The sequence below is a fragment of the Streptomyces coacervatus genome (genome assembly GCF_029223485.1).
GTDB classification, from domain to species: domain Bacteria; phylum Actinomycetota; class Actinomycetes; order Streptomycetales; family Streptomycetaceae; genus Streptomyces; species Streptomyces coacervatus.
In genome coordinates this window covers 98,160-118,257 of sequence record NZ_JARHTP010000017.1, presented here as the reverse complement: position 1 = coordinate 118,257, position 20,098 = coordinate 98,160, and the positions used below count along the sequence as shown (strand labels likewise).

Here is a 20,098-nt window from a genome sequence, read left to right as displayed (position 1 = left end):
AGTGTGTCACTGGCGTGACGGACAATGGGACCAAGGCGTCGTGCACGTCTGCCGTAAGTGATTGAATGCCATCGCGGCTGGCGAACCGTTCCGGGGGCTCTGCCGAGGTGTCCCGAGGGGCGACCGCTCGAGTAGCAAGGTGCTGGAGGATCCGTGGACCTGTCCCTGTCGACCCGTACCGTCGGCGATCGTACGGTCGTCGAGGTCGGTGGCGAAATCGACGTATATACCGCGCCCAAGCTGCGCGAGCAGCTGGTCGAGCTGGTGAACGACGGGAGTTTCCACCTCGTCGTAGACATGGAGGGCGTGGACTTCCTCGACTCCACCGGGCTCGGCGTGCTGGTCGGCGGCCTGAAGCGGGTACGAGCCCATGAGGGCTCGCTGCGCCTGGTCTGCAACCAGGAGCGCATTCTGAAGATCTTCCGCATCACCGGCCTCACCAAGGTGTTCCCGATCCACACCTCGGTCGAGGAAGCGGTGGCGGCCACCGACTGACCATCGCCCCACGGAGCGGGAATGGACCGCTCCCAAGGCGGAAGAAGTTCAATGAGGGGGTCCGGGCTTTCGGCAGCCCGGCCCCCCGACAGCACGCCCGAAGTTCCGAGGGGGATGCATGGCCACCGTTGAACTCCGCTTCAGCGCGCTGCCCGAGCACGTCAGGACCGCCCGACTGGTGGCGGCAGCGGTGGCGCGCAGGGCCGGAGTGGACGAGGCCGTCCTCGACGAGGTCAGGCTCGCCGTCGGCGAGGCCTGCAGCCGTGCCGTCGGACTGCATCAGAGCGCCGGGATCACGGCGCCCGTGAAGGTGCAGCTCGTCGAGGAGGAGAAACAGTTCTTCATCGAGGTCGGCGACGAGGCACCGCGTTCGACCCCCGGAGACCGGGCGCCGGGCTCGGCGGGCGAGGACGTGGAGACCGAGGAGGACGAGATGGGCCTCGCGGTCATCAGCGGCCTCGTCGACGACGTGGAGGTGACCGCCGGCGCGCACGGCGGCCTGATCCGCATGACCTGGCCGACCACACCGCCCACCGCGGTGCTCCCCTGACCCCACCCTCGTACGACGTCCAAGGGCCCTGCTGAGCAGGGCCCTTGGTGTTTTTCCGGCCGTTCCCGGGAATTCGTGAAGGAATTCACGATCAATCACCCGATAATTTGATCAAGCGTCAATGCAGGCGTCAATGCCTTTGAGGCGTTACCTCTTTCGGGTTCTGTGGCGTGACGTCGATCATTTGCTGAAGAGCATGTGAAGGCCAATTCCGTTTACCGCGGACTGTTTTGATCAGGTCGCGGTACCTACAATCCGTCCACATCTTGAGCTCAGCCCAAGCGTCAAGGAGGACGAATGGCGGGGCTTTCTACCCCTCATCAGTTTGACCACCCCACAACCCTCGCAGCCGCAGTACTGACGGACGACAACCGGATCATCGTGATGGTCATCGGGGTCGTCGCACTGGCCGCGCTCGTGGTCGCAGGCATCCTGGTCCGCCAGGTGCTCGCGGCGGGCGAGGGCACCGACAGCATGAAGGAGATCGCAGGAGCGGTCCAGGAAGGTGCGAACGCCTATCTGGCCCGGCAGCTGCGCACGCTCGGCGTATTCGCCGTGGTCGTGTTCTTCCTGCTCATGCTGCTGCCCGCGGACGACTGGGATCAGCGCGCCGGACGATCGATCTTCTTTCTGATCGGCGCGGGGTTCTCGGCAGCCACCGGTTATATCGGCATGTGGCTCGCCGTCCGCAGCAATGTCCGTGTCGCCGCGGCGGCCCGGGAAGCGACCCCGGCAGAAGGCGAGCCCGAAAAGGATCTCACCGCCGTCTCGCACAAAGCCATGAAGATCGCTTTCCGTACGGGCGGCGTCGTCGGCATGTTCACAGTGGGGCTCGGTCTGCTGGGCGCCTCCTGCGTGGTGCTGGTGTACGCGGCCGACGCGCCGAAAGTGCTCGAAGGCTTCGGCCTCGGGGCCGCCCTGATCGCGATGTTCATGCGTGTCGGCGGCGGAATCTTCACCAAGGCCGCCGACGTCGGCGCCGACCTGGTCGGCAAGGTCGAGCAGGGCATTCCGGAGGACGACCCGCGCAATGCCGCGACCATCGCCGACAACGTGGGCGACAACGTCGGCGACTGTGCGGGCATGGCGGCCGACCTCTTCGAGTCGTACGCCGTGACCCTGGTCGCCGCGCTGATCCTCGGCAAGGTGGCCTTCGGCGACTCCGGACTCGCCTTCCCGCTGATCGTGCCCGCGATCGGTGTCGTCACCGCCATGATCGGCATCTTCGCGGTCGCCCCGCGCCGGGCCGACCGCAGTGGCATGACCGCGATCAACCGGGGCTTCTTCATCTCCGCGGCGATCTCGCTCGTGCTGGTGGCGGCGGCCGTCTTCATCTATCTCCCGTCCAAGTACTCGGACCTCGACGGCGTCACTGATGCCGCCATCAAGGCCAAGGACGGCGACCCGCGGATCCTCGCGGTCGTCGCGGTGGCGATCGGCATCGTGCTGGCCGCTGTGATCCAGCAGCTGACCGGCTACTTCACCGAGACCAACCGCCGCCCTGTCATGGACATCGGCAAGACCTCGCTCACCGGCCCGGCCACCGTCGTTCTCGCCGGTATCTCGGTGGGTCTGGAATCGGCCGTCTACACCGCCCTGCTGATCGGCCTCGGCGTCTACGGGGCGTTCCTGCTCGGCGGTACGTCGATCATGCTCGCGCTGTTCGCGGTGGCGCTGGCCGGCACCGGCCTGCTCACCACGGTCGGCGTGATCGTCGCCATGGACACCTTCGGTCCGGTCTCCGACAACGCGCAGGGCATCGCCGAGATGTCCGGCGACGTCACAGGCGCGGGCGCTCAGGTGCTCACCAACCTGGACGCGGTCGGCAACACCACCAAGGCCATCACCAAGGGCATCGCCATCGCCACCGCCGTCCTGGCGGCGTCGGCGCTCTTCGGGTCGTACCGAGACGCGATCACGACCGGCGCGCAGGACGTCGGCGAGAAGCTCTCCGGAGCGGGCGCGCCGATGAGCCTGATGATGGACATCTCACAGCCCAACAACCTCGTCGGTCTCATCGCGGGCGCGGCGGTCGTCTTCCTCTTCTCGGGGCTGGCGATCAACGCGGTGTCGCGGTCGGCGGGTTCCGTGGTCTACGAGGTGCGGCGGCAGTTCCGCGAGCACCCCGGGATCATGGACTACACCGAGAAGCCCGAGTACGGGCGCGTCGTCGACATCTGCACCAAGGACGCGCTCAGGGAGCTCACCACGCCGGGTCTGCTGGCCGTGCTGGCGCCCATCTTCATCGGGTTCACGCTCGGGGTCGGCGCCCTCGGCGCGTTCCTCGCCGGTGCGATCGGCGCGGGCACGCTGATGGCGGTGTTCCTCGCCAACTCCGGTGGCGCATGGGACAACGCCAAGAAGCTCGTCGAGGACGGCCACCACGGCGGCAAGGGCAGCGAGGCCCATGCCGCCACGGTGATCGGCGACACGGTCGGCGACCCCTTCAAGGACACGGCGGGTCCCGCGATCAACCCGCTGCTGAAGGTGATGAACCTGGTGTCGCTGCTCATCGCGCCCGCGGTGATCAAGTTCAGCTACGGCGACGACAAGAACCTCGGGGTACGGATCGCGATCGCGGTCCTGGCCCTTCTCGTCATCGTCGGGGCGGTCTACGTCTCCAAGCGCCGCGGGATCGCCGTGGGCGACGAGGGAGGTGCCGAGCGGGTGGCCAAGTCGGCCGATCCTGCGGTGGTTTCGTAGGCGGCCCCACGAGGCCCGGCTCAAGGGGCGGGCGGGAGGCGCGTGTTGACGCGTCGCCCGCCCGTCTCGTGTGTCCACGCCCTCACCGTGAGCCTTCTCTCGCCTGGTGCGAATATGCACAAAAGGTGTCATAGTCGTCGCTCGGCATACGGCTGTGGTCCGCCCGGCGTGTATGTTCCGGGGCCGAGAGCCATGGAAGGGACCAATCCGGTGAACAAGAAGCTCGCGGCCGCACTGTCCGGCGGTGCGGTACTGGTACTGGCGCTGTCGGCATGCACCAGCGACAACAAGGGCAACGACAAGCTGGACGCCTGGGCCAAGCAGGTCTGCGACGCGGTGCAGCCGCAGGCCAAGAAGATCGAGGCCGCCAACGCCGCGATCCAGAAGGAGACCTCGGACAACAGCACGCCGGACCAGGTCCGCAAGACCGACGCACAGGCCTTCCAGGACATGTCCGACGCCTACAAGGCGATCGGTGACGCGGTCCAGAAGGCCGGGGCGCCCGATGTCGACAGCGGCGCGAAGAAGCAGACGGACGCCGTCAAGGAGCTCGACGGCATCGCCGCGTCGTACGCCTCCCTGAAGAAGCAGGTCGACGGGCTCAACGTCAAGGACCAGGCCAAGTTCGCCGACGGCCTCAAGGGCATCGCTACCTCGCTGGACAAGCTGAGCACGAGCGGCAACGACGCCCTGAAGAACCTCGAAGAGGGCGACGTGGGCAAGGCGATGGCCAAGCAGGCCAGCTGCAAGAGCGCCTCCGCGGCCCCTTCGGCGACGGCGAGCTGAGAACCGGGGCTGCAGCCGACCCCTCGTCCCCGCCACAATGGGGGCGTGAGTACCTCCGGTCTGCCTGCCCTGCCTGCTGCCCCTGCCTCCGGCCGTTCCGACGTCGCCGCCCGGCTGCGGGACGCCCTGCTCGGGGCGTCCTTCACCGCCGACGGGCTGCTCGAGCTGCTCGGCGCCCCGGCATACGCGGCGCTGGCGCGCAGCGAGACCGTGCCCGCGCTCCGGGCGACCCGTGGGGACACGCCGCTGGAGGTGCTCGTACGGCTGTTCCTGCTGCAGCAGCCCGTGCCGCACGCGCGCGTGGCGGGCGTTCTGCCTGTCGACGCGTGCCTGGAGAGCGGGTGGCTGGTGCGGGTCGGCGGAGACTCCAAGGACGACGTGGCGGCGACCGTGGATGTACGGCCGTACGGCGGGCCCGGCGGCGAGGACTGGTTCATCGTGTCCGACCTGGGGTGTGCGGTCGGCGGTGCCGGTGGCATCGGCAGCCGTGACGAGGGTGTCGTCCTGGGCGTCGGCGGTGCGTCCACGACGCTCGCCGGCATCACCGTCCGTACGCCCGTCTCCGCAGCCCTCGACCTCGGCACCGGCTCCGGAATCCAGGCGCTGCACGCCGCGCAGCACGCCACGCGCGTGACGGCGACCGACCTCAACCCGCGCGCGCTGCACATCACCGCGCTCACGCTGGCGCTGTCCGGCGCCCCGGCGGCCGATCTGCGCGAAGGCTCACTGTTCGAGCCGGTGCGCGACGACGAGAAGTACGACCTGATCGTGTCGAACCCGCCCTTCGTGATCTCGCCGGGCGCGCGGCTGACGTACCGCGACGGCGGGATGGGCGGGGACGATCTGTGCCGCACGCTCGTTCAGCAGGCGGGGGAGCGGCTGAACGAGGGCGGGTTCGCGCAGTTCCTCGCCAACTGGCAGCACGTGGAGGGGGAGGACTGGCAGGACAGGATCAGGTCGTGGGTGCCGCGCGGGTGCGACGCCTGGATCGTGCAGCGCGAGGTCCAGGACGTCACGCAGTACGCCGAACTGTGGCTCAGGGACGCCGGTGACCACCGCGAGGACCCGGCCGAGTACCAGGCGCGGTACGACGCGTGGCTGGACGAGTTCGAGGCGCGCAAGGTGAAGGCCGTCGGGTTCGGCTGGATCACCCTGCGCAGGACGGGAGCCGCCGTGCCCTCGGTCACCGCGGAGGAGTGGCCGCATCCGGTCGAACAGCCGCTGGGCGACGCGGTGCGGGCGCACTTCGACCGCCTCGACTATCTGCGGGCGCACGACGACGCGGCCCTGCTGGCAGGGCACTTCAAGCTCGCCGCCGAGGTGGTCCAGGAGCAGGTCGGGCTGCCCGGCGCCGAGGATCCGGAGCACGTCGTGCTGCGCCAGCACCGCGGGATGCGCCGGGCCACGAAGGTGGACACGGTCGGCGCGGGCTTCGCGGGCGTCTGCGACGGTTCGCTGAGCGCGGGCCGCATTCTGGACGCGATCGCCCAACTGGTCGGCGAGGACCCGGTGTTGCTGCGCGACCGCACGCCGGCGCAGATCAGGCTGCTGGTGGAGCAGGGGTTCCTGGAGCCTGCCTGAGGCCGGGGGCGGCGGACGGGCGCGCGGCATACCAGTGGCCGACCTGTCCCGGTCCGGACGCCTACGTCGTGCCGCCGACGAAGAAGGGGTCCACCGCGGCCGGCAGCGGTACGGCATATCTCGTACACAAGGGAGCCGGCAAGGGTTACCGGCAGTCGCCCACCGACGTGCACGGTGAGCCGGACCGGCAACAAGAAGTCGACCGGAAACATACCCAAGCCCGGTTCGGTCGAGCGCGTGCCATGAGTGAGGGCCGGGTGAGAGTCCGGGTGAGTCCACAGGTCCGTCGGCTCCGCGTTCACCCCGGGTTCGCCTGTGCGCCGCCCGCGCGTGTCAGTCTCCGTGGGCTGGGCACTCGTGAACGGGAGAAAAGGGGCACGCGGAGCCATGGAGAGCGGACCGGCGATCTTCGCGGGAATGGTGTTCGCCCTGTTCGGCGGGGCGCTGCTGATGTGGACCGTGGTCCGGGTGCGGCACGGTGAGCCGGTCGCCCACGGTGTGAACCCCGTCGCATCGGCGACCCTTGCCAGCCTTGCCTCGGTGATCATGCTGGTCCTCGGAACCTGGTGCTTCACCCGGGTCTGAAAGCCGCCCCGGAGCTGCGGCTCCGTTAATTGAGAGGTGATCCTCCGGACAGGCTCGAAAAGGCTGGTGGGCACTCCGGGCGGCAGGAATGGCGGTAGTCGGGTTACCGTTCGAGTGGCCGTTGCGGGCTTTTCCCGTTTGACACGGGGGCGGGATGTACCGTCACACTCCGCAGCGTCACCATGACCCGACCCCCGGGACGAAGAAACCCGGGGAGGCCCCAGCGTCGACCGGAGAGAAGAGCGAAGTTGTCCCCGACCAGCGAGACCGCACACGGCGGCCGCCGACTCGTCATCGTCGAGTCGCCTGCCAAGGCGAAGACGATCAAGGGCTACCTCGGCCCCGGCTACATCGTCGAGGCGAGCGTCGGGCACATCCGCGACCTTCCCAACGGCGCCGCGGAGGTGCCCGAGAAGTACACCGGCGAGGTCCGCCGCCTCGGTGTGGACGTCGAACACGACTTCCAGCCCATCTATGTGGTCAACGCTGACAAGCGGGCCCAGGTCAAGAAGCTCAAGGACCTGCTGCGCGACTCCGACGAGCTCTTCCTCGCCACCGATGAGGACCGCGAGGGCGAGGCCATCGCATGGCACCTCCTGGAGGTGCTGAAGCCCAAGGTCCCGGTCAAGCGCATGGTGTTCCACGAGATCACCAAGGACGCGATCCGCGAGGCCGTCGCCAACCCGCGCGACCTGAACCAGCGCATGGTCGACGCCCAGGAGACCCGCCGCATCCTCGACCGTCTCTACGGCTACGAGGTCTCGCCGGTCCTGTGGAAGAAGGTCATGCCGCGTCTGTCGGCCGGCCGTGTCCAGTCGGTCGCGACCCGACTCGTGGTGGAGCGGGAACGCGAGCGCATCGCGTTTCGTTCTGCTGAGTACTGGGACCTGACGGGCACCTTCGCGACCGGCCGCGCCGGGGATTCGTCGGACCCGTCGTCGCTGGTCGCCCGCCTGGGGACCGTCGACGGCAGGCGGGTCGCGCAGGGCCGCGACTTCGACTCCCTGGGACAACTCAAGAGCGCGAACACCCTCCACCTCGACGAGGCGAACGCCCGCGCCCTCGCCGCCGCCCTGGAGCAGACGCAGTTCTCGGTCCGCTCGGTCGAGTCCAAGCCGTACCGCCGCTCGCCGTACGCCCCGTTCCGTACGACGACGCTGCAGCAGGAGGCGAGCCGCAAGCTCGGCTTCGGCGCGAAGGCCACCATGCAGGTCGCGCAGAAGCTGTACGAGAACGGCTACATCACCTACATGCGTACGGACTCCACGACGCTCAGCGACACCGCCGTGGCCGCCGCCCGCGCCCAGGTGACGCAGCTGTACGGCGCCGACTACCTGCCGCCGCAGCCGCGGACGTACGCCGGCAAGGTCAAGAACGCGCAGGAGGCGCACGAGGCGATCCGGCCCTCGGGTGATCGTTTCCGCACGCCCGCCGAGACCGGCCTGACCGGCGACCAGTTCAAGCTGTACGAGCTGATCTGGAAGCGGACCGTCGCCTCCCAGATGAAGGACGCGACCGGCAACAGCGTCACGGTGAAGATCGGCGGCACGGCTGCCGACGGCCGGGACGTCGAATTCAGTGCCTCCGGCAAGACGATCACCTTCCACGGCTTCCTGAAGGCCTACGTCGAGGGCGCCGACGACCCGAACGCCGAGCTGGACGACCGCGAGCGCCGGCTGCCGCAGGTCGCCGAGGGCGACCGGCTCAGCGCCGAGGAGATCACGGTCGACGGGCATGCCACCAAGCCCCCGGCCCGCTACACCGAGGCCAGCCTGGTCAAGGAGCTCGAAGAGCGCGAGATCGGCCGCCCGTCGACGTACGCGTCGATCATCGGCACGATCCTCGACCGCGGATATGTCTTCAAGAAGGGCACGGCACTCGTGCCGTCCTTCCTGTCCTTCGCCGTGGTCAACCTCCTGGAGAAGCACTTCGGGCGGCTCGTCGACTACGACTTCACCGCCAAGATGGAGGACGACCTCGACCGCATCGCCCGCGGTGAGGCGCAGTCCGTGCCGTGGCTGAAGCGGTTCTACTTCGGCGAGGGCACCGACAACGGCAACGCGGCCGAGGCGGGCAACGGCGACGGGGACCACCTCGGTGGCCTCAAGGAGCTGGTGACCGACCTGGGTGCGATCGACGCGCGCGAGGTGTCGTCGTTCCCGGTGGGCAGCGGCATCGTGCTGCGGGTCGGGCGCTACGGCCCCTACATCGAGCGCGGCGAGAAGGACGCCGAGGGCCACCAGCGGGCGGACGTGCCCGAGGACCTCGCCCCGGACGAGCTGAGCGTGGAGCTCGCGGAGGAACTGCTCGCCAAGCCGAGCGGCGACTTCGAGCTCGGCGCCGACCCGGAGACGGGCCACCAGATCATCGCCCGGGACGGCCGCTACGGCCCGTATGTCACCGAGGTGCTCCCCGAGGGCACCCCGAAGACCGGCAAGAACGCCGTGAAGCCGCGTACGGCCTCGCTGTTCAAGTCGATGTCGCTGGACACGGTGACGCTTCAGGACGCGCTCAAGCTGATGTCGCTGCCGCGGGTCGTCGGCGCGGACGCCGAGGGCCAGGAGATCACCGCGCAGAACGGGCGCTACGGGCCCTACCTGAAGAAGGGCACGGACTCGCGCTCGCTGCAGACCGAGGACCAGCTCTTCACGATCACGCTCGAAGAGGCGCTGGCGATCTACGCCCAGCCCAAGCAGCGCGGTCGCGCGGCCGCCAAGCCGCCGCTGAAGGAGCTGGGCACCGACCCGGTCAGCGAGAAGCCGGTCGTGGTGAAGGACGGCCGCTTCGGGCCGTACGTCACCGACGGGGAGACCAACGCGACCCTGCGCTCCGGCGACAGCGTCGAGACGATCACCCCTGAGCGCGGCTTCGAACTGCTTGCCGAGAAGCGGGCGAAGGGGCCCGCCAAGAAGACGGCCAAGAAGGCGCCCGCGAAGAAGGCTCCGGCCAAGAAGGCGACGGCCGCCAAGAAGACGGCGGCGAAGAAGACGACGACGGCTGCGAAGAAGACCGCTGCCAAGAAGACCACCGCGGCCGCCGCGAAGAAGGCGACGGCTTCGAAGACGGCGTCGGACGACTGAGCGAAGACGTCTTTCCCCACGGAGACTTCGGAGATTTTCTTTCTCCGGAGACTTCGCAAAACGAACGCCCCGGTATCGCTTTGGTGTCGGGGCGTGCGCACGTCCGGACGCGCGCCCCGGGCTGTCAGTCGGTCCCGATAGGCTGAAAGCATGACGCGAGCCGAGCAGCCAACGGCCCACCAGCCGGACCCCGACGACGCCCTTGTTGCGGACTCCCGCGAGCGCGCCGTCCGCGCCCTGCTGCGCCGACCGCAGCTGAGGCGGCTGTGGAGCGCACAGCTCGTGGGCGGAGTCGGTGACACCCTCGCCCTCCTCGTGCTGGTGCTTCTCGCCCTGCAGGCGGCCATCGCCGAGGGCTCCTTCGGCGGGGGCTACCGCGGCGTGGCGTTCGCAGTGGCGACCGTTTTCGGGGTGCGCATCCTGGCAACGCTGCTCTTCGGGGCCGTCCTGCTCGGACCGCTCACTTCGCTCACTTCACATGAGGGCCCGCTCGACCGCCGCTGGACCATGGCCGGCGCCGACGGCGTCCGGGTCCTGGCGCTGATCGTCGCGCCCCTGTGGATCGACTGGACGCCCGACAACGCGCTGGCCGTTGTGCTGGTCACGGCCTTCGTCACCGGAGTCGCCGAGCGCTTCTGGACGGTGTGCCGGGAGAGCGCGGCCCCCGCCCTGCTGCCCGCCCCGCCGCTGGAGGGCGCGACGGTACGGCCGCTGCCGGACCACATGGACGCGCTGCGCCGTCTGTCGCTGCGTACGTCCTTCGTGGCCATCCCGCTCGCGGCCGCCGCGCTGGTCGCCGCGTCGCTGCTCAACAACCTGCTGGGCGCCGGGATCGACTGGTTCGACCAGCACCAGGCGGCCCTCGCCTCGTATGTGGCGGCAGGCCTGTTCGCCGCGTCCCTGTCCGTGGTGACCTTCCTGGAGCTGCCCGACACGCGCACCCCGCGCGCGCGGTCGCCGCTCGAGGGGCTGCGCCGCCCCAAGACCGGCACGGGCGTGGACAAGGGCCGCACGGGGGCCATCCCGCTGCTGGTGCTGGCTGCCGCCGCCGTCGCGGGTGCGATCTCCGCGGCCGTCGCCGTCTGCGTGCTGCACGCCAAGGACCTGGGCGGCGGCCCGGTGACGTACGGGCTGCTGGTGCTCGCGCTGACGGGCGGTGTCGTCGTCGGTATCCGTACGGCGCCTTCCGTGCTGCCGACCCTGTCGCGGCGCCGGCTGCTCGCGCTGGCGATCGCCTTCACCGGCGTTGCGCTGCTGGCCGCCGGGCTCGTCCCGGACGTCACCACCGTGCTGCTGATCGTCGCGCTGGCCGGCATCGGTGCGGGTGTGGCCGCCAACACCGGACACACCCTGCTCGACCAGGAGGCCGAGGACTTCCGCAGGGCGCGCACGACCGAGCACCTGCACGCGGTGGTACGCGTGTGTGTGGCGCTCGGCGCAGTGATCGCGCCCGTGGTCGCTGCGGGGATCGGGCCGCACCGGATGGAGAACGGCAAGTTCGTGTTCGCGCACGGCGGTGCCGCGTTCACGCTGATGCTGGTCGGCGCGCTGCTGCTGCCGGTGGCCGCGCTGGTCCTGGCCAAGGTCGACGACCGCTCCGGCGTGCCGCTGCGGCACGACCTGCGGGACGCACTGCTGGGCGGCGACGACCCGGTGCAGACGCCCACGGCCGCCGGTTTCTTCATCGCCCTGGAGGGCGGCGACGGGGCCGGCAAGTCCACGCAGGCCGAGGCGCTGGCCGAGTGGATCCGGGCCAAGGGCCACGAGGTCGTGCTGACCCGTGAGCCGGGAGCGACGCCGGTGGGCAAGCGGCTGCGGTCGATCCTGCTGGACGTGTCGAGCGCGGGACTCTCCCACCGCGCGGAGGCGCTGCTGTACGCGGCGGACCGCGCGGAACACGTGGACACCGTGGTCAGGCCCGCGCTGGAGCGGGGCGCGGTGGTCATCTCCGACCGCTACATCGACTCCTCGGTGGCCTACCAGGGGGCGGGCCGTGATCTGTCCCCGACCGAGATCGCCCGCATCAACCGCTGGGCGACGGACGGCCTCGTACCGCATCTGACCGTGCTCCTCGACGTCTCGCCGGACATCGCACGCGAGCGGTTCACGGAGGCGCCGGACCGGCTGGAGTCGGAGCCGGCCGAGTTCCACGCGCGCGTGCGGTCCGGTTTCCTCACGCTGGCCGCGGCCGACCCCGGGCGGTACCTCGTGGTGGACGCGGGCCAGGAGCCCGAGGCCGTCACCACCGTCGTACGGCACCGGCTCGACCAGATGCTGCCGCTGTCCGAGGCCGAGGTGAAGGCCCAGGAAGAGGCGCGGAAGAAGGCCGAGGAGGAGGCCCGCCGCAAGGCCGAGGAGGAGGCCGCGAGGAAGGCCGAGGAGGAGCGGCTGGAGCGCGAGCGCCAGGAACAGCTGGAGCGGCTGCGCGCCGAGGAGGAGGAGCGCAAGCGGCGCGAGCTGGAGGAGGCGCAGCGCCGCGAGGCCGAGCGGCAGGCGGAGGAGGCCCGGCAGCGCGCCGAGGAAGCACGCCGTCGCGCCGAGGAGGAGCAGGCACGGCTCCTCGCGGAGGAGAAGGCACGCGCCGAGGAGGAAGCCCGCCGCAAGGCCGACGAGGACCGGCGGCGCAAGCAGGCCGAGGAAGAGGCCCGGCTGCACGCCGAGGCCGAGGCGCGGCGCGTGGAGAAGCAGCGCAAGGCCGAGGAGGCGCTGCTGCGGGCCGAGGAGGCCAGGCGGCTCGCCGAACAGGCCACGGCCGCCGCGGAGGCGGGACCCAGGCGCCCGACGGCACCTGTGGCGCCGCCGGAGGCGTCCACCGTGCCTACGCCGGTGGTGACGCCGACGAACGTGTCGGCTTGGCCGGCGGAGGAGACCGCCGTGCTGCGGCCGGTGCGCGACGAGCGGCAGGGCGCCGGGAAGACCGGTGACCGTCCTGCCGGCGAGTCCGAGTCCGAGGTGACGGCGAAGCTGCCGCAGCCGCCGGCGCCCACGGGGGCGGCGGACGAGACCGCTGTGCTGCCGCCGGTCGTGCCGGGAGCGGCCGACGAGACGGCTGTGCTGCCGCCGGTGCGCTCAAGAGCCGAGGAAGAGACCGCTGTGCTGCCTCCTGTGCGGGACGAGGATCCTGCGCATCGGGTGCCGCCGGGGCTCTTCCGGGACGAGCACGCGGGCGGGCGACCGGACGGGGCCGAGGACCGTACCCGGGAGATGCCTCAGGTCGACGCCGGGGGCGAGCCGCGGCGGCGGGCGCGCTCGGACTGGGCCGAGGAGACACCGCTGGACGACCTGCCGACGCTGGCCGACGAACTGCTCGGACCGCGTGACGACGAGTACGACGACGGCGCGGGCCGCGGGCGGGGCGGACGGGGGCGTCAGGGCTGAGAGCCTGCCGGTTCGAGTTCGCTGCCGAGCAGTCGCTCGTCCGCCGTTGTCAGTGCCGCCCCGCACAATGGATCCCGCAACGTGAAACGTGACGAAAGGGCGGGGTGACCTGATGACCGTGTGGGACGACCTCGTCGGCCAGGAGAAGGTGGCCGAGCAGCTCGGCGCCGCAGCCCGGGATGCCGATGCACTGGTCACCGCGGCCGCCACCGGCACGCCGCCGCCCGAGGCGTCGAAGATGACGCACGCCTGGCTGTTCACGGGACCGCCGGGGGCGGGGCGGACGCAGGTGGCGCGGGCGTTCGCCGCGGCACTGCAGTGCATCAGCCCCGACCGCGCGCTCGGCGGGGTCCCGGGCTGCGGGTTCTGCGACGGATGCCACACCGCCCTCATCGGCACGCACGCGGACGTCACCACCGTCGCCGCCGTCGGCACACAGATCCTCGCCGACGACATGCGCGACACCGTCCGCAAGTCGTTCACCTCGCCGGCGAACGGCCGCTGGCAGGTCATCCTCGTCGAGGACGCCGAGCGGCTGAACGAGAAGTCGGCCAACGCCGTCCTCAAAGCGGTGGAGGAGCCCGCCCCGCGTACGGTCTGGCTGCTGTGCGCCCCCTCCATTGAGGACGTCCTGCCCACCGTCCGCTCCCGCTGCCGCCACCTCAACCTGCTGACGCCCTCGGTGGACGCCGTCGCGGACATGCTCGTACGGCGGGAAGGCATCGAACCGCCCGTGGCCGCCGCGGCGGCCCGCGCCACGCAGGGGCACGTCGACCGGGCCCGCCGCCTGGCCACCGACCCGGCCGCCCGCGAGCGCCGCGCCGCCGTCCTGAAGCTCCCGCTCCGCGTCGAGGACGTCGGCGGCTGCCTCAAGGCCGCCCAGGAACTCGTCGACGCGGCCGCCGAGGACGCCAAGCAGCTCGCCGAGGAGAAGGACGGCAAGGAGACCGAGGAGCTGAAGGCGGCGCTGGGTGCGTCCCAGGGCGGCCGGATGCCCCGCGGCACGGCGGGCGTGATGAAGGACCTGGAGGACAAGCAGAAGCGCCGCAGAACGCGTACGCAGCGCGACAGCCTCGACCTCGCCCTGACCGACCTCACCGGCTTCTACCGCGACGTCCTCGCCCTTCAGCTCGGCTCCCGCGTCGCCATCGCCAATGCGGACGCCGAGGACACCCTGGAGCGCCTCGCCCGCGGCAGCTCCCCCGAGTCCACCCTCCGCCGCATCGAGGCGATCGCCGCCTGCCGCGAGGCCCTCGACCGCAATGTCGCTCCGCTGCTGGCGGTGGAGGCGATGACGATGGCCCTCAGAGCGGGCTGACGGGCCGGTGATCAACGCGAGGTTGACGACGTAATTCATACGGGCCACGGTGTGCACGGAAAGCATCTGTACAGCTGCGCAGAGTTACGCTCGCCTGATGTACATCAGGCGCAGCTCCCGTCCCCGTCGTCCCAGAACCGCCGCCGCTCTCCTCGCCGCGGCCGCACTGCTCGTCTCCGCCTGCTCCTCCGGAGGCACCGCGAGCACCGGCGGCCGTGCGGCGGAGGCGGTGCTGGCCGCGCTGCCGCAGTCGACACCGTCCGCTCTCTCGCCGTACTACGGGCAGAAGCTGAGCTGGCGCACCTGCGGCGTCCCGGGCTTCGAGTGCGCCACGATGAAGGCACCGCTCGACTACGCCAGGCCGGACGCCGGGGACGTACGGCTCGCCGTCGCCCGCAAGAAGGCCACGGGCAAGGCCAAGCCACTCGGTTCGCTGCTGGTGAACCCGGGCGGGCCGGGGGGTTCGGCGATCGGATACCTGGAGCAGTACGCCGGTATCGGCTACCCGGCGAAGGTCCGCGCCCGCTACGACATGGTCGCGGTCGATCCGCGCGGTGTCGCCCGCAGTGAGCCCGTCGAATGCCTCGGCGGGCGGCAGATGGACACGTACACACAGACGGACACCACGCCCGACAACCGGAAGGAGAGGGACGAACTCGTCGATGCGTACAAGAAGTTCGCGGAGGGCTGCGGGAAACGCTCCGCGGAGTTGCTGCGGCACGTCTCCACCGTCGAGGCGGCCCGCGACATGGACATCCTGCGGGCGGCGCTTGGCGACTCGAAGCTCACGTATGTGGGGGCGTCGTACGGGACGTTCCTTGGGGCGACGTACGCCGGGCTCTTCCCGGACCGGGTGGGCCGGCTGGTGCTGGACGGCGCGATGGACCCCTCCCTGAGCAGCCGTCGGCTGAACCTGGACCAGACCGCGGGATTCGAGACGGCGTTCCAGTCCTTCGCGAAGGACTGCGTGCAGCAGCCGGACTGCCCGCTCGGCCGCAAGGGCACCACGCCCGCCCGGGTCGGCGACAACCTCAGCGCCTTCTTCAAGAAGCTGGACGCGCACCCCATCCCCACCGGCGACGCCGACGGCCGCAAGCTCGGCGAGGCCCTCGCCACCACCGGCGTGATCGCGGCGATGTACGACGAGGGCGCATGGGCACAACTGCGTGAGGCGCTGACCTCGGCGATGAAGGAGCACGACGGCGCGGGCCTGCTCGTCCTCTCCGACAGCTACTACGAGCGCGACGCGGGCGGCCGCTACTCGAACCTGATGTCCGCCAACGCCGCAGTGAACTGCCTCGACCTCCCGGGCGCCTTCGCCGGCCCCGAACAGGTGGAGAAGGCGCTGCCGTCCTTCGAAAAGGCATCCCCGGTCTTCGGCAAGGGCCTCGCCTGGGCCTCCCTGAACTGCGCATACTGGCCGGTGCAGCCCACGGGCGCACCGCACCGCATCAAGGCGAAGGGCGCGGCCCCGATCGTCGTGGTCGGCACCACCCGCGACCCGGCGACGCCGTACCGCTGGGCCCAGTCCCTGTCCCGCCAGCTCACTTCGGCCCGCCTCCTCACCTACGAGGGCGACGGCCACACCGCCTTCGGCCGCGGCAGCACCTGCATCGACTCCACGATCGACGCGTACCTGCTCCGCGGAACCCCTCCCACACAGGGAAAGCGCTGCTCATAGCCCTGCCGCCGGCCCCGGGGATCCGCCACCCGGGGCCGGTACGGAGCACCTCTCGAAACTGTGTAGACTTACCGACGTTGCTGATCGCACCATAGTGCGGACGGCGCGCCGCCTTAGCTCAGATGGCCAGAGCAACGCACTCGTAATGCGTAGGTCTCGGGTTCGAATCCCGAAGGCGGCTCCAGTGAAACCCCAGGTCAGGAAGCTGCCGACCTGGGGTTTTGGCTTTCGGTTTCAGCCGCCGTGGCAGCGGCCCGGCACCGAAAGGCTGAGGCCCCCGCGCTAGCGGCGAGCTGCGCCATGCTCACCCCGGCCCCCTCACCGACCGTCCGGTTCGTGCGCCGAGACAGGGATGGTCTCCTTGCGGAAGAAACTGGGACGGATCGTCTGGTACACCAGCATCAGGACGGCGCCGAGCAGTAGCGCGCCGATGCCGGTGACGAAGACGCCGCCGAGTTGCCAGTGCGGTGGGAACGGCAGTGTCCATGAGGTGCTGCCGTAGTCCGAGGCGGAGTACACGACGCAGGCGTTGAGGAAGAAGTAGAGGAGCAGGACGCCGCCGAGCCCGGGCATGATGCCCTTCGTCCACAGGTCGCGCGGGCTGCGGGTGAGGACCTTGCGGTAGTACCAGACGCAGGCGAACCCGGTGAGCCCGTAGTAGAAGGCGATCATCAGGCCGACCGAGCCGATCGAGTCGGCCAGGACGTTCTCGCTCACCCGGGTCAGCATGACGTAGAAGACGATGGAGGCCAGGCCCATACCCACGGTGGACCAGGTCGGGGTGAGGAAGCGCGGGTGGATGCGGGCGAAGCGGTCCGGGATGGCCTTGAAGGCGGCCATGGAGAGCGTGGTGCGTGCCGTCGGCAGGATGGTCGTCTGGGTGGAGGCGGCTGCGGAAGTGAGCACCATCAGGATCAGCAGTTTGGTGGCGGTCTCGCCCCAGCCCCCGGTGCCGAAGACCTCGGCGCCGAGACTGGAGAGGACGTCTCCGGAGTTGTCCGGGTTGGCGAGGCCGATGCCGTGCTCTCCGACTCCCGCGAAGGCCTGCGCGGATGTGGTGACGAGCACGTAGACGAGCAGCAGGATGACGGTGGAGATGACGGCGGCGCGGCCCGGGGTGCGATCGCGGTCGATGGTCTCCTCGTTGACCGATACGGCGGTGTCCCAGCCCCAGTAGATGAACACACCGGCGAGCACGCTCTTGGTGAGGTCGTCGAGGGAGTGGATCTGGGCGGGGTTGAACCACGACCACTGGAGCTCCGACGAGACGCTCGGCGCAGTTCCCCCGTACACCTTGACCAGCGCGGTGATCGCCAGCAGAAAGAGCACCACGATCTCGATGGTGAGCAGCACTTTCTGGAGGTTCGCCGAGATCTCGATGCCGAGATAGCAGATCAGCGTCATCACCGCGATCCACACCACGCCGACCACGGTGACCCAGAAGGTGTCCTCCGCCAGTCCGTGCGCGCCCACCAGCTGGAAGCCGTACGCCCCGGCGATCTGGGCCAGATTGGCCATCACGATGATGTCGGCCGCGACGATCCCCCATCCGCCGAGCCATCCGGTACGGGGACCGAACGCCCGGGAGGCCCAGGTGAAGGTGGTGCCGCAGTCGGGGTCCGCCTGGTTGAGCTCCTTGTAGCCGTAGGCGATCAGGAACATCGGGACGAAGGCGAGGATGACCACGGTCGGTGACTGGAAGCCCACGATCCCGACGATGACTCCGAGGGTCGCCGCGAGGCTGTAGGCAGGGGCGGTGGAGGCCAGGCCGATCACCGTGCTGGAGAAAAGTCCCAGCGCGCCGCCCTTGAGCCCCTTGTCCGTTGCTCCCGGGCCCGGCGAGGGGTGCACTGCGGGCTGCTCAGAAGGCAGGCTCATGGCGCCCTCCGGAAACGTATGGCGTACTCCGGTCGAAGACCCCGGAGCTGCTGTTCCCAGCATGAACCCGCTCACCGGCAACGAAAAGTCGGGGCCGGTGGGGAAGCGGGGCCCTGGAGGGCCTGCGCCGAACGTGCCCGGTCGGGAAGATACTGACCTGGGGTTCTGGGGTTCTGGGGTTCTGGGGTTCTGTGGTGAGTGGAGGCGGGACATGAGCGGATCCGCGGCTGTCGGTGGTGGCTACTCCGGCACGCCCCTCGCCAAGAAGATCGGCATCAAGCCGGGCCACCGCGTAGGGCTCCGGCACGCGCCGGAGGCCTTCGGCATCCCGGGGCTCCCCGACGACGTCGAGCTCACCCCCGACGGCCCCCGCGGTGCCGACGTCACCGTGGCTTTCTACCGTGCCCATTCCGACCTCGCGGCCGAGGCCTCCGGCCTGGTCGCCGGCCTCGACGATGACGCCATGCTGTGGATCGCCTGGCCGCGCAAGGCCGCCGGGCACGTCAGTGACATTGCCGAGAACGACCTGCGGGAGCTCTTCCTGCCGCTCGGCGTCGTCGACGTGAAGGTCGCCGCGCTGGGGGAGGACTGGTCGGGGCTGAAGTTCGTGAGGCGCAGGGAGAACCGCCGTACGAACCGACCCGCCTGACCCAGGACCATGACCCGCCACGCCTGACCCAAGAGTCGGCGTACTCAGGAAGTCCTCATTGTGAACGGTTAGCATCGCGGCCGGGATTGTCGGCGGCCGGGATGGGGTGAAGGGCATGCAGGACCTGGGAGCGCCGAGGATCGCCGTCGCCGTGGTGACCATGGGAAACCGGCCCGACGAGGTCGACGCCCTGCTGGAGTCCGTGGCCAAACAGGACCTCGCCCCGGCGCGGATCGTGGTCGTCGGGAACGGCTGTCCGCTGCCCGACTTCGCCGAGCGGCTGGCCCTGCCCGGAGAGGTCACCCTGCTCGAACTCGACGAGAACCTCGGCTGCCCCGGCGGACGGAACCAGGCGCTGGCCAGGCTGCGGGAGTTCGGGGACGTCGACATCGTCGTCGAACTGGACGACGACGGGCTGCTCGTCGACGTGGATGTGCTGCGGCGGGTCAGGGATCTGTTCGACGCCGATCCGCGGCTCGGCATCGTCGGCTTCCGGATCGCGGACGAGCACGGTGAGACGCAGCAGCGGCATGTGCCGCGGGTCGGAGCCTCCGACCCGATGCGGGGCGGTTACGTCACCGGGTTCCTCGGCGGCGGGCACGGGTTGCGGACCGCCATGCTCGACGAGATCGGGGACTGGCCCGCCGAGTTCTTCTTCGCCCACGAGGAGACCGATCTGGCCTGGCGGGCGGCCGATGCCGGCTGGCGGATCCTGTACGCGCCCGAACTGCTGCTCCGGCACCCGAAGACCTCGCCGGCCCGGCACGCCATCTACTACCGCGTGAACGCCCGGAACCGGGTGTGGCTCGTGCGCCGTCGCCTGCCGTTGCCGCTCATCCCCGTTCACCTGGGGATCTGGACACTGCTCACCCTCGTACGGACCCGCTCGCGGGCCGGGCTGCGCGCCTGGTTCGGCGGCTTCGTCGAGGGACTGCGGGAGCCGGCCGGCGAGCGGCAGCCGATGCGGTGGCGGACCGTGTGGCGGCTTTCGCGGCTGGGACGGCCGCCCGTCATCTGAGCCTCCGACGCAGAGGACCCGTGATCTGAGCCTCCGACGCAGAGGACCCGTGATCTGAGCCTCCGACGCAGAGAACCGATGATCCGAGCCTCCGACGCAGAAGACCTGACACTCCGCCGACAGATGGAGAAAGAAGGAGGGGACGAGGGTCCTGGTCGTTCACCTCCGCCGACCGGGACCCTCTGGCGTCCCCCGGATCCGGCCGCGGCGGCGTCACTCCCCCGAGTTGCGCGTCTTACGCGCGCACCCCCGGGGCCAGATCCGATGAAGTGATCACATCAGGTGGCGCCAACGGATCGCTAACATGTGGCCAACGGTTCTCCTTTCCGGCCTCGGTCGATTGGCGTGAAGCCGCCGGTCGGCATCGCCGGGCGGCCCTAGCCGTAGCGGATTCCG

The 20,098-nt window shown here is 70.2% G+C and carries 13 protein-coding genes and 1 tRNA gene; 13 read left to right on the top strand and 1 reads right to left on the bottom strand.

Features of this window, described 5'->3' with window-relative positions; translation table 11 throughout:
* Window positions 1-153: 153 nt before the first annotated feature.
* The 11 genes from bldG (at window position 154) to P2Q00_RS35155 (ending at window position 16,341) form a co-directional block, all read left to right on the top strand.
* Entirely contained in the window at window positions 154-495 is a 342-nt protein-coding gene (gene bldG, locus P2Q00_RS35205) for an anti-sigma factor antagonist BldG (RefSeq protein ID WP_003975386.1), read from the top strand.
* A 118-nt stretch (window positions 496-613) separates the two neighbouring features.
* A complete protein-coding gene (locus P2Q00_RS35200; protein WP_275777842.1) occupies window positions 614-1,045 on the top strand; it encodes an ATP-binding protein in 432 nt (143 codons plus the stop codon).
* Between the two features lie 297 nt (window positions 1,046-1,342).
* Window positions 1,343-3,748: a sodium-translocating pyrophosphatase gene (locus P2Q00_RS35195; RefSeq protein ID WP_275777840.1), complete on the top strand. Its 2,406-nt coding sequence runs from the start codon at window positions 1,343-1,345 to the stop codon at window positions 3,746-3,748.
* A gap of 192 nt (window positions 3,749-3,940) precedes the next feature.
* Complete coding sequence (locus tag P2Q00_RS35190) at window positions 3,941-4,534, top strand: small secreted protein (protein ID WP_275777839.1); 594 nt, start codon at window positions 3,941-3,943, stop codon at window positions 4,532-4,534.
* A gap of 45 nt (window positions 4,535-4,579) precedes the next feature.
* Window positions 4,580-6,115 (top strand): DUF7059 domain-containing protein, encoded by a 1,536-nt coding sequence (locus P2Q00_RS35185; RefSeq protein ID WP_275777838.1) that lies wholly within the window; start codon window positions 4,580-4,582, stop codon window positions 6,113-6,115.
* A gap of 387 nt (window positions 6,116-6,502) precedes the next feature.
* Window positions 6,503-6,700: a hypothetical protein gene (locus P2Q00_RS35180; RefSeq protein WP_275777836.1), complete on the top strand. Its 198-nt coding sequence runs from the start codon at window positions 6,503-6,505 to the stop codon at window positions 6,698-6,700.
* Window positions 6,701-6,948: 248 nt separating this feature from the next.
* The gene (gene topA, locus P2Q00_RS35175) at window positions 6,949-9,780 is read left to right on the top strand and encodes a type I DNA topoisomerase (protein WP_275777834.1); all 2,832 of its coding nucleotides are present in this window, start codon (window positions 6,949-6,951) and stop codon (window positions 9,778-9,780) included.
* A gap of 150 nt (window positions 9,781-9,930) precedes the next feature.
* Window positions 9,931-13,158, top strand: coding sequence for a dTMP kinase (tmk, locus tag P2Q00_RS35170; protein WP_275777832.1), 3,228 nt, complete (start codon window positions 9,931-9,933; stop codon window positions 13,156-13,158).
* 112 nt (window positions 13,159-13,270) lie between these two features.
* Window positions 13,271-14,476: a DNA polymerase III subunit delta' gene (locus tag P2Q00_RS35165; RefSeq protein WP_275777830.1), complete on the top strand. Its 1,206-nt coding sequence runs from the start codon at window positions 13,271-13,273 to the stop codon at window positions 14,474-14,476.
* Window positions 14,477-14,573: 97 nt separating this feature from the next.
* Window positions 14,574-16,157, top strand: a complete 1,584-nt coding sequence (locus P2Q00_RS35160) for an alpha/beta hydrolase (RefSeq protein ID WP_275777828.1) — start codon at window positions 14,574-14,576, stop codon at window positions 16,155-16,157.
* A 107-nt stretch (window positions 16,158-16,264) separates the two neighbouring features.
* Window positions 16,265-16,341, top strand: a tRNA-Thr gene (locus tag P2Q00_RS35155).
* Between the two features lie 134 nt (window positions 16,342-16,475).
* Here P2Q00_RS35155 and P2Q00_RS35150 read toward each other — a convergent pair.
* A complete protein-coding gene (locus P2Q00_RS35150; RefSeq protein ID WP_275777826.1) occupies window positions 16,476-18,035 on the bottom strand; it encodes an APC family permease in 1,560 nt (519 codons plus the stop codon).
* Window positions 18,036-18,246: 211 nt separating this feature from the next.
* Between P2Q00_RS35150 and P2Q00_RS35145 the strand changes: the two genes are divergently transcribed.
* Window positions 18,247-18,684 (top strand): DUF3052 domain-containing protein, encoded by a 438-nt coding sequence (locus tag P2Q00_RS35145; protein ID WP_275777825.1) that lies wholly within the window; start codon window positions 18,247-18,249, stop codon window positions 18,682-18,684.
* Window positions 18,685-18,808: 124 nt separating this feature from the next.
* Window positions 18,809-19,702: a glycosyltransferase family 2 protein gene (locus tag P2Q00_RS35140; protein ID WP_275778133.1), complete on the top strand. Its 894-nt coding sequence runs from the start codon at window positions 18,809-18,811 to the stop codon at window positions 19,700-19,702.
* The last annotated feature ends 396 nt before the right edge of the window (window positions 19,703-20,098 follow it).

Coding starts and splice junctions, on each gene's coding strand:
- P2Q00_RS35160 (WP_275777828.1), top strand. CDS start 14,574: ATGTACATCAGGCGCAGCTCCCGTCCCCGTCGTCCCAGAACCGCCGCC.
- P2Q00_RS35180 (WP_275777836.1), top strand. CDS start 6,503: ATGGAGAGCGGACCGGCGATCTTCGCGGGAATGGTGTTCGCCCTGTTC.
- P2Q00_RS35165 (WP_275777830.1), top strand. CDS start 13,271: ATGACCGTGTGGGACGACCTCGTCGGCCAGGAGAAGGTGGCCGAGCAG.
- P2Q00_RS35190 (WP_275777839.1), top strand. CDS start 3,941: ATGGAAGGGACCAATCCGGTGAACAAGAAGCTCGCGGCCGCACTGTCC.
- P2Q00_RS35200 (WP_275777842.1), top strand. CDS start 614: ATGGCCACCGTTGAACTCCGCTTCAGCGCGCTGCCCGAGCACGTCAGG.
- P2Q00_RS35195 (WP_275777840.1), top strand. CDS start 1,343: ATGGCGGGGCTTTCTACCCCTCATCAGTTTGACCACCCCACAACCCTC.
- P2Q00_RS35150 (WP_275777826.1), bottom strand. CDS start 18,035: ATGAGCCTGCCTTCTGAGCAGCCCGCAGTGCACCCCTCGCCGGGCCCG.
- tmk (WP_275777832.1), top strand. CDS start 9,931: ATGACGCGAGCCGAGCAGCCAACGGCCCACCAGCCGGACCCCGACGAC.
- P2Q00_RS35145 (WP_275777825.1), top strand. CDS start 18,247: ATGAGCGGATCCGCGGCTGTCGGTGGTGGCTACTCCGGCACGCCCCTC.